The organism is Calothrix sp. NIES-3974, from assembly GCF_002368395.1.
Classification (GTDB): Bacteria; Cyanobacteriota; Cyanobacteriia; order Cyanobacteriales; family Nostocaceae; genus NIES-3974.
In genome coordinates, this window is sequence record NZ_AP018254.1 from 2,184,495 (window position 1) to 2,198,721 (window position 14,227).

The 14,227-nt window shown below is 41.9% G+C and carries 16 protein-coding genes; 5 read left to right on the forward strand and 11 right to left on the reverse strand.

The window, feature by feature from the left end; all coding sequences use genetic code 11:
• Positions 1 to 50: 50 nt before the first annotated feature.
• Positions 51 to 815 carry an FHA domain-containing protein gene (locus tag CDC37_RS08515; protein ID WP_096621369.1) on the forward strand — a complete coding sequence of 255 codons (765 nt, stop codon included), beginning with the start codon at positions 51 to 53 and terminating at the stop codon, positions 813 to 815.
• A 329-nt stretch (positions 816 to 1,144) separates the two neighbouring features.
• Here the strand turns inward: CDC37_RS08515 and CDC37_RS08520 are convergent, their stop codons facing one another.
• Positions 1,145 to 1,432: a TMEM165/GDT1 family protein gene (locus CDC37_RS08520; RefSeq protein ID WP_096621370.1), complete on the reverse strand. Its 288-nt coding sequence runs from the start codon at positions 1,430 to 1,432 to the stop codon at positions 1,145 to 1,147.
• Positions 1,433 to 1,471: 39 nt separating this feature from the next.
• Positions 1,472 to 1,885 (reverse strand): TMEM165/GDT1 family protein, encoded by a 414-nt coding sequence (locus CDC37_RS08525; protein ID WP_096621371.1) that lies wholly within the window; start codon positions 1,883 to 1,885, stop codon positions 1,472 to 1,474.
• Between the two features lie 464 nt (positions 1,886 to 2,349).
• On the opposite strand from CDC37_RS08525, the gene psaM reads away from it, so the two are divergent.
• Entirely contained in the window at positions 2,350 to 2,445 is a 96-nt protein-coding gene (gene psaM, locus CDC37_RS08530; protein ID WP_096621372.1) for a photosystem I reaction center subunit XII, read from the forward strand.
• Between the two features lie 382 nt (positions 2,446 to 2,827).
• Entirely contained in the window at positions 2,828 to 3,229 is a 402-nt protein-coding gene (locus CDC37_RS08535; protein WP_231943318.1) for a hypothetical protein, read from the forward strand.
• A 556-nt stretch (positions 3,230 to 3,785) separates the two neighbouring features.
• Here the strand turns inward: CDC37_RS08535 and CDC37_RS08540 are convergent.
• Positions 3,786 to 4,463, reverse strand: a complete 678-nt coding sequence (locus CDC37_RS08540; protein WP_096621373.1) for a tetratricopeptide repeat protein — start codon at positions 4,461 to 4,463, stop codon at positions 3,786 to 3,788.
• A 349-nt stretch (positions 4,464 to 4,812) separates the two neighbouring features.
• Here CDC37_RS08540 and CDC37_RS08545 point away from each other — a divergent pair, with 349 nt between their 5' ends.
• Entirely contained in the window at positions 4,813 to 5,283 is a 471-nt protein-coding gene (locus CDC37_RS08545; RefSeq protein ID WP_096621374.1) for a hypothetical protein, read from the forward strand.
• 41 nt (positions 5,284 to 5,324) lie between these two features.
• Here the strand turns inward: CDC37_RS08545 and CDC37_RS08550 are convergent, their stop codons facing one another.
• The 3 genes from CDC37_RS08550 to CDC37_RS24120 all read right to left on the reverse strand — a co-directional run bounded on the left by CDC37_RS08550 (position 5,325) and on the right by CDC37_RS24120 (position 7,014).
• Positions 5,325 to 5,852 (reverse strand): universal stress protein, encoded by a 528-nt coding sequence (locus tag CDC37_RS08550; RefSeq protein ID WP_096621375.1) that lies wholly within the window; start codon positions 5,850 to 5,852, stop codon positions 5,325 to 5,327.
• Between the two features lie 328 nt (positions 5,853 to 6,180).
• Complete coding sequence (lptC, locus tag CDC37_RS08555) at positions 6,181 to 6,591, reverse strand: LPS export ABC transporter periplasmic protein LptC (RefSeq protein WP_096621376.1); 411 nt, start codon at positions 6,589 to 6,591, stop codon at positions 6,181 to 6,183.
• A 279-nt stretch (positions 6,592 to 6,870) separates the two neighbouring features.
• Positions 6,871 to 7,014, reverse strand: coding sequence for a hypothetical protein (locus tag CDC37_RS24120; protein WP_157780686.1), 144 nt, complete (start codon positions 7,012 to 7,014; stop codon positions 6,871 to 6,873).
• Between the two features lie 337 nt (positions 7,015 to 7,351).
• Here CDC37_RS24120 and CDC37_RS08560 point away from each other — a divergent pair, with 337 nt between their 5' ends.
• Entirely contained in the window at positions 7,352 to 9,814 is a 2,463-nt protein-coding gene (locus CDC37_RS08560) for an HAD-IC family P-type ATPase (RefSeq protein ID WP_096621377.1), read from the forward strand.
• A gap of 13 nt (positions 9,815 to 9,827) precedes the next feature.
• Here CDC37_RS08560 and CDC37_RS08565 read toward each other — a convergent pair whose 3' ends face one another.
• The 5 genes from CDC37_RS08565 to chlP all read right to left on the reverse strand — a co-directional run bounded on the left by CDC37_RS08565 (position 9,828) and on the right by chlP (position 13,933).
• The gene (locus tag CDC37_RS08565) at positions 9,828 to 10,106 is read right to left on the reverse strand and encodes a CpeR family transcriptional regulator (protein WP_231943320.1); all 279 of its coding nucleotides are present in this window, start codon (positions 10,104 to 10,106) and stop codon (positions 9,828 to 9,830) included.
• Positions 10,107 to 10,163: 57 nt separating this feature from the next.
• Positions 10,164 to 10,793: a chromophore lyase CpcT/CpeT gene (locus CDC37_RS08570; protein WP_096621378.1), complete on the reverse strand. Its 630-nt coding sequence runs from the start codon at positions 10,791 to 10,793 to the stop codon at positions 10,164 to 10,166.
• 118 nt (positions 10,794 to 10,911) lie between these two features.
• Positions 10,912 to 11,442 carry a phycobiliprotein lyase gene (locus CDC37_RS08575; RefSeq protein ID WP_096621379.1) on the reverse strand — a complete coding sequence of 177 codons (531 nt, stop codon included), beginning with the start codon at positions 11,440 to 11,442 and terminating at the stop codon, positions 10,912 to 10,914.
• Between the two features lie 490 nt (positions 11,443 to 11,932).
• Positions 11,933 to 12,355 carry a phycobilisome linker polypeptide gene (locus tag CDC37_RS08580; protein ID WP_096621380.1) on the reverse strand — a complete coding sequence of 141 codons (423 nt, stop codon included), beginning with the start codon at positions 12,353 to 12,355 and terminating at the stop codon, positions 11,933 to 11,935.
• Positions 12,356 to 12,712: 357 nt separating this feature from the next.
• Positions 12,713 to 13,933 carry a geranylgeranyl reductase gene (gene chlP, locus CDC37_RS08585; protein ID WP_096621381.1) on the reverse strand — a complete coding sequence of 407 codons (1,221 nt, stop codon included), beginning with the start codon at positions 13,931 to 13,933 and terminating at the stop codon, positions 12,713 to 12,715.
• Positions 13,934 to 14,227: the final 294 nt, after the last annotated feature.

A 14,227-nucleotide genomic window follows, 5' to 3' on the forward strand; every position in this document is an offset into this window, starting at 1 on the left:
TGGAGTACTACATATAAAAATCTGAATTTAATACTGTTAAATAAAAAGCTATGGCTGATTTTTTGGAAGCAGAACTGGAGCGGAAGCTAAATTTATATCAGAGGTTTGTAAAGTTATACGAATATCATGGTGATTTATTAGATGAGATTTTAAAAATAGAAAGCATTCTGCCAAATTCCCATTCAGGGATTAATAACTATTTTTTGGAAGGAGTGATTGAGGAGGAACAGGTTTCCTTGATTACCAACCTTTCCAATGGAAGTACTCAGCGTTTTGTGCAATCACAGGGGGTATGGGTACTAGGACGAGATCCACTCAAGAGTATTTTTGTTTCTAACCCTTACATTTCTCGTCACCATGCAGCCATTTACTATGTAGAAGCGACAGGTTGTTTTTACTTTAGTGATTTAGAAAGTACGAACGGCTCCTTTGTCAACGGTGAGCCGGTTTATCATGGGGTAGAATTAAAAAATGGCGATCGCATTTGCATGGGTACGTTAACATTTTCGTTTTTTGTCAACACATCGACCCAGGTGCTTGCGGATGTTGACAGCGATATTTTAGCTCAATTGAAATACAAACAGGAAATACCCTCAATATCCCATCTTCACCAGAGACGTGTATCCACAGAATTGCTCGATGGGAGACGAGAATCGACCCTACAGTGTTGGCGGAATTTGGAACTAATTGACCCAGATAGGGAGGAGCAGGAGGGGACAATCGGTACAAATGACCATGAAGCAACCCAAATCAATTCCAATCTCCATCAAAACCCGATTTATCGCTATCATCCTCAAAATCAAAATGTTTCCTGAATTCAGGTAAGTAGGTGGGTGGTGAAATTTGATGGCATTACTTATCAGGTTTTGCGGAATCTGGGTAAATTGGGTAGGATTGACTTGAATTGTAGGTAAAACATCTGCTGTGATTGTCCCATTATTTTCCGCGATCGCTATTTGCAAGTTAGTTAAAACCTGGTCCAAAGTTTGATTGCAAATCGCTGGGAACTAACTTCAGTTCGGCTCAAACAGTATATTTGTCTTGGTCAACAACTCCCCTGGAGACGACCCGGTGGGTCGTCTCTACTCCCTTCTCCCAAAAAACGAGTTTGTGAACGATTAAAATCGACTTTTAAAACATCCTCCTAACTGCATTCGTCTGGATGGTCAAAAAATAATAGTTTCACAGCCAATATGGCAAAACCGACAGCAGCAATTCCCTTGAGTAAGCGTGTCGGTAGAAATTCTGCCATAGTTCCCCCTGCGACTGCTCCCATCAAGCTAGTTAATAGCAAAGCCACTGCTGACCCCAAAAATACTGACCGGGGAGATTGACATTTCCCCGAAAGAGCGATCGCCGCAAGTTGGCTTTTATCTCCTAACTCCGATAAAAATACAGTAACAAAACTTAAGCCTAAAAGATGCCAGTCCATAGATTTTGGATTTTAGATTTTCAATTAAATTCTTTTGTACTAACTAATATCCCAGAACAACATGAGGGAGATAAATAGCAGCATTAAACCAGCAGCTTTATTAATAGTTCGGGGTGAAAGTTTTGTTGCCATCCAAGTACCGACAAGCACACCCAATAGACTGGTGGATAATAAGGCGATCGCAGAACCAATGAACACCATCCAGGGGGAATGGGATTCAGCACTCATCAATAAGGTCGAAAGCTGGGTTTTATCACCAATTTCGGCTAAAAAAATTGTCACAAATGTAGTTGCGAAAATACCCCAAGGGGTTTTGTCACGACTGGGACAATTTTCATCTGGTTCTGGTGTTACACTCACAGATATCAGCGATGTCTGTGTATTGTCTGCTGTTTCCCAGAATACAGAAGTTGTTGTTTCCTGACCGGTTAAGGGTTGAGAGTCTAGTTTCACTTGTACTTGGCTAGAAATACTTGGGTTTACTTTTCATATTTCTTTCATTTTCTCTGATATCCGTCACAAATTGCAACCCCATCAAGGAAATATTTTGGATTTTTGAGCTTGATAAGCCCATTTGGAAAGCACTTTGTGCGGACTAAAATACCCTCTAAAGCCTAACCCGGATTTATCACAAACTCCGAAAGCTTTCAGTGAGTAGGGAGCGGGGAGTAGAGATAACCCACCGGGTCGTCTCCAGGAGAGTAGTAGGAAAATTAACCCATTACTCAAGACTTATCACTCCCTTGTGAGAAATGTCGGCTACGAGATAAGAGTTTTAATATTTTCAGTCAGCCATACCCGATTCCCGATTCCCCATTTAAATGTTGCATCTTGTAACAAGATATTCCCCAATCGGGGCAAAACAGTCAAACATTAGAAAACGAAGGACTCAAAACCCTATTGAGGAGGAATAACTCATGTCTATTTCAGATACCCAAGTTTATATTGCTTTAGTAGTTGCTCTGATTCCTGGCATTTTGGCATGGCGTTTAGCAACTGAGCTATATAAATAAAACACTCACACATAAATCCCAACTTAAGTGGGTGCTAGGCTGGGAAAAAATCTGTTTATTTCGATTAATTCTTGTTTTTTTGAGCAATTATGCTGAAAACCGACCGACTGCCTAGCCACAAGAGAGCCACTAATAGCTACATCTAATTACACATTACTGTTTGTCGCAAGTGGCGTTGTTTTGACCTGGCAGTGAGTAAGTGAAAATACTTACAGGGAACTGTCAGGTTTTATTTACGACAGTGATAATACGCGTGCTTTTTTGGCAAAATACAGTAATATATCAGCAATTAAAATCCGTAAACTTTAACTAAAACATATATTCGGTTAAGTATTCGGTTATCTTTAATTTTTCTTGATGCAATCAGGTAGGGTATTAAAATATGAATGCAGTCAAAAAAGTTCAACCGGAGTTTGCTCCAACCCAATCCCCAAATTCCCCATCGGTAGCAAAACCGCGTCCGAAACGCCATTTACGTCAACGTTCCTATCGAATTATGGCAGTGGAGACAACCGTGAAGATTGGTGTCAATTTAGTAATCTCGGCCGCAGCAATTTCTGCCCTGAGTCAGATGTTACCCTACAATTGGGCACAGCAGGAAAAAATCCGGGCAATTACCACCCAGAGAGACTTGGTTAAAGCGCGTGTGAGCAAGATTCAGTCGGATTTTCAGCAAAATTTCGATCCCCGTCAAGCTAGGGATGTGATGCAAAAACACGGTCATCGGTTTGATCCGAATCAGCGACCAGTGTTTATCACTAATAATAATGGAACTGGAGAATAAGTAGGGTCTGGGGTAAAAGTCTTTTCGTGAGGGTAGGGAGTAGGGAATAGTTTTAACCATTCCAGTTTCACTTTTCACAGGACCCCAAAAATTGTAAATGCTAGTTTTTGAGCCTTACATACCTATTCGGAAAGCACTTTTTGCAACTAGAAATACCCTTTAATTCTTGCAATCTCAGAGTTTTGCTATTTTTCCGCCAGCCCTAAGTATAATTACGAGTATGCACTGAGGGATACTTGACACGGCAAGAATTTGAGGCTCAAGAGAACACGACAACGCCCTTGCACGCTGAATGATAGCTAAAGGCTAATACCTCAAGCGAAAAGCTAAAAATGGGAAGCGTAGGGGGATTTTTGCCAACTGCTAATAGCTGTGAAGTTCTGGCTCAAGTGACAAAGCAGATAGTAGAAGCGGAAATTAACCGCGAATAAAAAGTTGGTTTATTGATGCCGGACGGGAAAAATCGATAAATTTAAAGGTATTTTCTGATATTTATTTATCGTCTATTAGCATTTAGCAGAATCTAATCACTTCCAAAAATTGAAGTGAAAGCAGCTTAGGATGCAAGTAAATCGTACAACCAGGAATTTACTTGGGATTTGAGGTGTTGTTGAGATTTACTTGGTCTTGAGGGGATAAGTTCGAGTGCGCGGTGGTAATCAGCGATCGCACAATTCCAATCACCCCAAAGATGGTATGTACGTCCCCGTTCCGCGAGAATATTGGCGGTTAATTGGTCAAATAATAAAGCAACTTCAAAATTATCAATAGCTTCTTCATATAATTCCAAGTCCCGGAGGGTGATTCCCCGATTAATCCAAGCACGTACATAGCTAGGGTTAATATCTAAAGCACGATCATAATCAGCGATCGCTTCCATTAATTGACCTTGAGCAGCGTAGTAGTTAGCGCGATTATTGTAAGCACTGACTAAATTCGGGTTAATTTGTAAAGCGACATTGTAATCACAAAAAGCCTTATCCGACTCACCAGACTGAAAATAGATTAAACCCCGATTATTGTAGTCAATGGCATTTTGGGGATAGTGATGGATCAGCTGACTCAGAAGAGCGATCGCCTGGGAATAATCTCCATTTTGGGCTGAATTCAAAGCAAAATGCCGTAAATTTAACAGATTGACTTTCTGATCTCCATCCAAGTCAAACTTTGCCCCGACATGATCCGTTACAGTCACCTGTTCGCGATTAAATTTAAAAAAGGTATCTCCGCTCATTTACCCTTCCCTACAGTACTCACGATACAAACTTGAGGATTGTCATGATTTCGCGCTTCCCATCACTAAACCAGGAATAATCACGAAAAAGTCTACTGAACAATTGATACACAACCATCTGCGTTAATTCCAGAAAAACCAAATTAAATATTAAGTCTCAAGTATAACTGTCGTTTACCCAACCATAAATTGGTAAAATTCCATTGTTGTGGACAGAATAATAGACTACAAAAGTCCCCACCCAAAGCAATGCATCTCTAGATACAAACTAGAATCCCATTAGAGGACAATTCACCATCAAAAGTGAGATTTTTAGGTTTTTTTAAGTTTTGGAGCAAGAGTTAAACCTATGGCGATCGCAACATCCTATCCCCACGCCACAGACCTAGCAACCGATGACTACGTTATATTAGGGTTAGCAACATGCTTTCTCAAAGAAGACGGAGAAATTCATCAAGTCGAAGTGATTGAACCGATTCCCTCGGCAGCACTCGCAGCTATCCTTCAAGGAATACCCACATCATACCACTTACTATACAGTACAACTTTAGGGCAGATTGTCAACGAAAACGGCGACAACCCCCAAAAGCCATCATTATTCCCCCCCGAATCCCAACTTTGTCAGGAATTTGTCCAGCGATTATTTGCTGCCGCACGTACCTATAAACGGGATGATTCCGCTAAAAGTATTATCCCCTTGGGGACAACCTACAGAGAATTAAAATACTCCACGGAACGCAAGCGGGTCTTGAATGAAAAACGCCGCATCGGTAAAGCAGATAATGTCAAACAACATCCCCATACCCATCAAAGGTTGTAGATTTGGGATTTGGGATTGATAGGCGACGGGAACCGCAAAACCTAATTAGTAGACATTACTTGTTCTTCATCCTGCTTTTTTGCTTCCAAATCCTGACCTTGCACTGTTAATACAGAACAAGGTGCATGATGGACAACGTAATTACTAACACTACCTAACAAAATTTCACTAATCCCACTACGTCCCCGTCGTCCCATGACAATTAGGTCAATATCGTTGTGTTTAGCAAAATTACAAATCATCTGACCGGGATTACCGATAACCAAACGGGATTCCACTTCTAAACCCGCATTTTCGACTTGGCTGCGAAATTTTTCGAGTAGTTCCAAGCCTTCCGCCTTCAGCGTTTCCCAGTGTTCCATGTAATATTCAATACTATCCGAGTGCATGGTCGGGTGGAAGCCGTGAACACCAATATAACCAGGATTAGGGTAACGGGAATCAAAGGGTGAAGCCACATTCAGCAAGAAAATTTTAGCAGAGGCTAATTTTGCCAGAGCGATCGCCCGATCAACAATTATTTCCCCATGTTCCCTATTATCAATTGCTACTAAAATTTTGCTAAACATATAACCTCTTATTCGTAATTGAATTAAACTAGGTAGCCGCCTTGTATAGTCAGCTTTTCGGCTATACACCTACTCATAACTCAAAAATATGAGGAAAATGTGAGGAATACCCTTTCAATCAACCAGAGAGTAGCAAGTAGGGTTTGTAGTAGTGGCTTTAGCCCCGAAAAAACTTCAATTTAGGGTAATCGGAGAGGGTTAGGGTGGGGTTAAAACCTCGCAAATAACCACCTATCCCCACAATTTCCCCTAACTTCCGTACTAATCGCGGGATATAATAACCCGCAACTTGGGCTATTACGAATTACAAATTACGAATTATTTCAACCTACTTACGCGGTGTAGGGAAATCACTGAAATCACCAGATATTTTAAATTGACCTGTAATAAAAAAAGTCGCAGTTTCTACTTCCTGAAACTTTCCAGCTTGGGAAATACGCACGTTTCCAGTTAACACCACCTTTTGTTCTCCTTGATAATATTCAGCTTTATCCGCTGTGGCAGTAATATTTTCGGTCTTGTAATTAAACTCAACATTCCCTCGCCAAGTCATGATATTCTCAACTAGGGGTGAGGGTAATTCTGGGGCTTTGAGGAGTGAGGTTTGTGGTTCAGATATCCCTTCCTCTTGTTGTTGGGCTGTGACACTATGGATTGTCGCAAAAAGTATCACAAATGTAGTTAAGACTGCGGGTAATAAGTAAGATAGATGCAACCGACGTAGGAAAGAAAAGCTCATTGTTAGTGCCTCACAACCTGAATTTAGACAAGTTAATTTGTCAAAATTAAACTAATTATTCCTGCAATATCTTGGCACGGGTTTGAGAATATAGCCACTTTTTTATTTTTAATTAGTATCTGATATGTTTTTGTTTTTTTTGGGTAACATTATCTACTTGGGATATATAGGGGTAGGTAATAAAATGAGAGACGTAACATACTATATCTGTACTGGTGAGTAATAGAAAAAACCACTTTCATCTCAAACAGAACCCATGCAAGGACAAGGTAAACACCGTCATTGCACTTCTTCCCGTAGTGGAGCGATCGCAGGGTCGTGAGGTAGACGCGCAGTGGCTGCTTCCAAAGTAGCAATCCCAAACACTTGATTTCTCGTCACAAGTGCGTAAGTCCGATCAAACAAAAGGGAAACTGCACCCATCTACAAAATGGCTATCCCAACAGATGGATGGGAAAATCAGTCCGGATTCCGATATGATAAATCCAAAATCTCAAATCCCTTTGGGAAAGTTTGGTGGAAGCACAAAGTTGAGCTACTGCGTTTCCGGGGTTCTCCGGGTTAGAGCAAGTGGAGTAACTGTGTCGGTTTTTTGCCAAACTTTGTCAGCAGAATAAATCTCCCACCAGCTTTCCACAATATCCAAAATCCCTGAAAGAATGGCATAATCACGAGTGTATAGCTCAGGTCTTTTGAGCAAGTTGAGATTTCGCTTAAATCTAAAATCAAAAGTTATTTTATCAAGTTACTAGCCTATTTTATGGAGCGTACAATTAATCTTAGTTCCTCCCATCAAGGGTTATCACTTCAGGAAGTGGTAGCGCGACGGGCTGCTGGACAAGGGAATAACACTAAATTAGAGACAAGCCGCTCCTATTGGCAAATTTTTCGGGAAAATATTTTTACATTTATTAATATTGTCTTTTTTGCCATTAGCTTGGTAATGCTGTTGTTACAGCGTTATACAGATGCGTTTTTGGTGGTGGCAATTATTGGTACTGGGATTGTGATTTCCGTGATTCAGGAAATTTGGGCAAAGCGGAAGTTAGATGAAATTGCTTTATTAAATCGTCCCCAGGCGACTGTGATTCGTGAAGGAAAAGTCTATGATATTGAACCAGGGGAGATTGTATTGGGGGATGTGCTGCTAGTCCAAGCTGGGGATCAAATATTGGTGGATGGGGTGTTGGTGGGTGATGGTCGGATTGATGTGGATGAGTCGCTGTTGACGGGTGAGTCGGATTTAATCGCGAAAACATCTGGGGAAAGGGTTTATTCGGGAAGTACTTGCGTAGCTGGAAATGCACTGTATGAAGCGCAAAAAGTCGGTGCGGATACGGTGGCTTATCGGTTAATGACGGGTGCGAGGGCATTTCGTCAAGTATATACACCCCTGCAACAAGAGATTAACTTGGTGATTCGGGTTTTGTTTTTGTTGGCTTGTTATTTGTGGATTTTGGTGGGTATTAGTTTTTTAAGCAAATCCTATTCCCTGTCGGATATTGTACAACATGCGGCGGTAGTGGCTGGATTGGTACCGAGTGGGTTGTTGATTGCGATTACATTGGCCTACGGAACTGGGGCGGTGGGGATGTTGGGACAAAATGTGTTAATTCAACAAGCCAATGCGGTGGAATCCCTGAGTAATGTGGATGTGTTGTGTTTGGATAAAACAGGGACTTTAACCGCCAATCACATGCAGTTAGAGTCTGTTTTGCCCTTGGGGATAGATGAGGGCAGTTTGTGGCGGAAATTGGGGGATTATGTGGCAAATATTACTGCCCATAATCGGACAACGGATGCGATCGCAGTTGTCAAAACTGGTAATCAGCGAGAGGTGAAGCAGGAGGTTTTATTTACATCGGCTCGGAAATGGAGTGCGATCGCCTTTGCGGATGGGGATGATCGGGGGGTATATGTGTTGGGTGCGCCGGAAATTTTAGCCCGTTCTCTGTCCTTATCGGAGGATGTATCTGGGAAGATTAGTGAGGCGACTCGTCAAGGGTTACGGGTGCTATTGTTTGCCTGGAATCCCGATTTAGGTGTGTTGAGCTATGAAGATAATCCGCCTTTGCCACCGACTTTAACACCTTTGGGGGTAATTATCTTTAGCGATCAATTACGAGATAACGTTCAAGATACGATTGATCAGTTTATTCAGGCAGGGATTAAAATCAAGATTATTTCTGGAGATAATCCGGAAACCGTAGCTGCGATCGCTCGTCAAGCTGGTTTGAATCAGGAAATGCGGGTCATTTCTGGTTTGGAATTGGCTTCGATGGATGCAGTTCAATTTGCAGCTGCGGCTGATGCTGGGGGGATTTTTGGGAGAATCACGCCGGAACAAAAGGCCAATTTAATTAAAGCCCTGCGCCAAGCTGGTAATTATGTGGCGATGATTGGGGACGGTGTGAATGATATTTTGTCCCTCAAACAGGCTAACTTGGCGATCGCAATGGAAAGCGGTTCCAAAGCCACCAGGGCTGTGGCTGATATTATTTTACTCAAGGATTCCTTTGGTGCCCTACCCCATGCCTTTTTAGAAGGACAACGGATTCGCAACGGTATTCGTGATTCCTTGGCTTTATTTATTGTTCGCGTCTTTTGTGTCGCCCTCTTAATTTTTTCTATTGGGATGGTGACGGATAGTTTTCCCCTCGTCAACAAGCATAGCGCCCTCCTCGCCATGTTTGGAGTCGGATTACCCACAGCAGTTTTTCCCATTTGGGCTCGTCCTGGACGCTTTCGTCAAAAGCGCAACATGGTGCGATCGCTCTTACATTTTACGATTCCCGCCACCATCAGCATGACCCTCGTGGCTTTAATTGTATACTTACTGTACTTAGTCCGGGCAATTATCGATTTACCTGTTGGGGCTGAATTTAGTCAAATGGATTATCGCCTCCCCCGTACTGCCCTATTAACAGTACTAGTTATGTGTCATTTACTACTGTTACCATTCTTGAAACCACCCACTAAATTATGGGTAGGAGGAGAGCCAATCAGTGGTGACTGGCGTTATACAATTGCTGCCTTGGCCTTATTTTTTGTATTTTTAGCAACTTTAACTATCCCGGAAACCCAAAAATTCTTTGAATTAGCCCCCCTTAATACCTTTGACCTGATATTTTTAATCGCCATCGCTATTGAATGGTGCTTTATCCAAAGAGCAATCTGGCGATCGCGTTTTCTGGATAAATTCCTGGGTGTGGATTTAAGTTAATAAAGTATAATAATTAACATCTTTGGTCAAATCGCGTGTAAAAACCACCATACTTAATCCAGTATTGCTTAAGGGTATGATGGGGAGTATGCAAACTTGCTTTAGCCTGATACAAAATTACTTGACGATGATCCCCCATCCAGATTTTATTAATTGGTTCAACAGAAATAACCGTCCCCCCCAGAGATTCCACACATTCAGAAAAACGTTCAATCGTTGTATATTCAACAGTTTCTAAAATAAAGAAATGACCAGAACAAATTAGATGGCGACTACGGATCCAACATCGCATCTTTTTTTCAGCCTGTGGCGGCAACATTTTATTTTTACTTAATTCTAACTGCATTGATTAACTTAATTCGCCCAGCTTCGGAACTTCATCGGCAAAACTTTCTCGTTTTTGAAATTTCAAAGCACCATTTTGCGACCCCCAAACCTGTTGATGGGTTTCTATGTCCATACCCCGATCTAGACTAATCCAGGTATTTTCTGTTAGCTCCACTTCACTAACCAGATAGGTTTGTTGACCGTTCCGACAAATCAAACAGTTGTTCCCTGGTTCCACACTTCCTTTAAATATATTACCATCACGTTTAAATACCATTGAACAGTGATAACGGCGTTCTAGAACATCATGGGTAATTGTCCCCATAATACTTAATTCCCTTGCGGCTCCGGCAAATCGAATCGGGTCTTTTAAACTATAGTTTTCAATATAAATATAATTACCACAGTCAATTAATTGGTGGACTCCTTGGCGATAGGGTGTCCACAGGTCATAATCATATACTTGCTCGGAATAAAAACCGATTCCGGGGAAAAAACCACGGGGTAAGGGACGAAAAAATATATGGATATGGGCAAATTTTTGTGGTTCAGCAGCAGCTTGTTGATAGTTACTAAAATCTCCTGCCATCCACTTTGCCAAGGTGATTAAATCGCTTGTTTCTGTAATCTCTTTACTGTGAAAATTGGCCATTGTAATTTGAGATTTTAGATTTTGCTGAAAGTTGACGGTTAACTGTGAACGGTTAACCGAAACCCGAAATCAACACATTTTTATTATTACTGTAACCCGTTTCGTTAACAATTAAAGTTCAATTACCGGAAAGAGAACGAATTTCCGATGCAAAAGAGGCTGTTGTCACACCTTTGCCATCACTAGTTTTAATTGTCGCGACGCGAAATCTTAAATTCGGAGTCACAAACCAAATTCTTTCTTCAGCAGCTGCACGATCATAATTGGTTTTCAATACAAATGTCCCATCTTCTGTGATTTGATATTCACCGATAGCCGCGATCGCTTCTGCATATCCTTGTTCCCGCAGTAGTTTTCCCCGTGTTGGTTGATTGGGGTCGGGAACAGGAACTAGTACGGTATTTCCACTAACCGTTGATTCATCCCAGTCCGATTCCCCTTCCCATTCCATCCGGAAAGGATGAATAATTGACTGGGGATCAACAGCGTAGGTTTGACAAACCGCAATCACCGCAGGGTCTGATGGCTCTAGTGGAGTAATATTTATGGTGGAGACGATTTGCTCAAAATGGGCAAAAGCCAGATGATGACCACTTCGTTGCGATCGCCATTTCCCATAGGACATTTGAAAAAATTCGGTAACTTGCATTACAAATTGCCCAGGTCAAGGTAGTTTATGATTAGTAGGTGGGGTGAGGATATTCAACTCAAAAGGATGAGAATCTGGGTTTCCTGAATTACCCAAATGCCTTTAGGCTAGGCTCTATAACTATAGGCACAGGTTCCCTTTACTTAGTGTACAGCTAACTGCTCCCCCAATCAAAACATAGTGGGAGTGTGAGAACCTCTACTCTTTAGAGAGGGGATTTAGCTTGCTTCCCTGTAGGGGTGACACGACTCAACGGGTTAAAACCTGTTGTTTTAACCCGGAACTTGTAGCAAGTTTTACTTACGATGCTAGTGAAAAACCCATAACAAAAAGCATCATCAATTGACCAAAGGTAGCCCTACAGCCAAGCAATTGCTCGAGGAGCCAAGTCGCGTGGGCGGGTTTCACGACCTGAGAGGTGAGAAACCCAGGTTAAAAAGTTAACCGTCAACACTCAACACTCAACAAACATAAAAAGTATAAATCCGATTCAGCGTTTGTGTTTTGACTTCTTTTCCCGGCGATTTGATTTATTTGCCTTCACACTTGGTTTATAACCTCGATGAACTTTTTCTGGTGGCTGTTCATCGACGCTTTTCTGGTGGATTTTGCTAGCTGTAACGGGAGTTTGTGCTAGTTCGCTAATATTGATGTTTGCAGGTGTCACTGTAGCTTGATGCGGATGGGAATTGGCTATGGGGTCTAACTCTAATTCTGACATGGCTGCAACCCGGATCACCTTTCCTCCTTGACGTTGAATCCGTTGCAGTGTTTGCCCTAGGCGATTATGACTGACTTTGAGAGTGTGGTGACTACTATGACCTTGTTGGGAACCCATGATTACTTCCAGCCATAACGTCCGATTTTCGTAATCACTCAGGTTTGTTGAATTCACTGTTGCAAAACCATACATAGCGATTGACTCCCAGATAAAAGCGAAATAAAAATTATGGACGAGATGATAAATTGATGGATACTCTAAATTACAGGCAACTAAATTCTGTCCAGTCACCTGCAAAATTCATCCATATTCGTCCATAAAACTGCCATCAGGCATTCAAAGATTTTTTTATTGTTATGCCCGTCTGAGGTTAAATAAAGTTATTTACACATTTTTTAAATTATTGGGTATCGGGGATATCAGGCTATCAAAATATTGACACTCCCCAGCGAAGTGCCAATAATCACCACACCTTTAGGTCGGTGAGTATGTCAAACTTCGTTAACCGTTGACGGTTAACGGTTAACCGTCAACATTCAATCTCCATATTTAAGGAGCAAGTGCATTCCCACGGAGTAAACTACCGATGGTTTTAGCGGTAATTTTTAGCTGGGTAATTGGGTTAGCAGGTACAACTGTTTTGTATAAATAACTATCAAAGGTCAAACGTTGCACATCCAGATCCGCACACATTTCCACGAAAGCTTCGCGGGTGGCATCGGAGCGGTAGAATACGGTTTGGAGTAAATCTAGAACTTTGTAGGTTAAACCGTATTTTTTATCCCAACGTTTGAGGTAGACTTTTAAATCACCTTCGGTGGGAATCCGCGCACCACCATTGGTTAACTCCACAATGGTTTCAGCACACATTCTGCCGGATTTGGCTGCGAAATAAATACCTTCACCAGAAGACTTCGTAACATAACCAGCAGCATCACCGACTAACGCCACCCGTCCAACAACGCGACGGGGACGGGGATGTTCGGGAATCGGGTGAGCTTCCACCTTGATAATCTTACCACCTTCTAGTTTTTTGGCTGCACGAGCGCGGATACCAGCTTGTAGTTGTTTGATGCTAGCTTTATTGACGTGCATCGTTCCCGTACCCACAGCAACGTGGTCGTACTTCGGAAATACCCAGGCATAAAAGTCGGTGGAGACATCATCACCAACGTACATTTCTGCCAAATCTTCGTAGTATGCCATTTTTTCTTCAGGAATGCGAATCCGCTCTTGGAATGCGATCGCATAATTATAATCCCCTGCATCGATTTCCTTGGCAATCCGAGAATTGGCTCCATCCGCACCAATAATTACATCCACCTTCAGGGATTTGGCAACACCTTGCGCTCCCCCTTCCGTATGGTCAACGTAGTGGATTGTATAGGGGTCAGTATCGTTGGTCGGAATATCTAGTTTATGAACTGTGGCATTAATTAAATGCGCTCCTAATTTAGCTGCACGATTGCGCAAATATCCATCTAGGACTTCGCGACGAGTCATGCCAATATATTCATCTTGATTTATTAAATTGATATCAACCTCACGATTCGAGGGGGAAATCATTTTCATCTTCCGCACTTGACGGTCAATGATATCCGCAGGTAAGTCAAATTCACTGACCATACACAACGGAATCGCACCCCCGCAAGGCTTCGCGTTATCTAGCTTGCGCTCAAATAAATAGGTTTCGATACCAGCTTTCGCCAGGATTTCAGCCGCCGAAGACCCAGCTGGTCCCGATCCAACAACAGCAACCCGAAGTGTCAAAGGTTTTCTCCCTAACTTTGCTTGACGTAGACAAAATGCATCCTATCACGTCACTTTGCCTGATTTCTCCCTCCTTGATTGGTTAATCACACAAATGAAATATTCCTTAATGTTTTGATACAAATTGCCGCAGATATATTGGGTAAATCTATGATTGGTAAGGGTTTTATTCTATATTTGTGCTGATAGTAATAATCCTGTTTGATTTTGTTTATCTGTCGGGGTTAGGGAGTAGGGAGTAGTGGTCTATCGCAATTAATTTTAAGGGGTAAATAAAGATACGTAGTTGCGCTT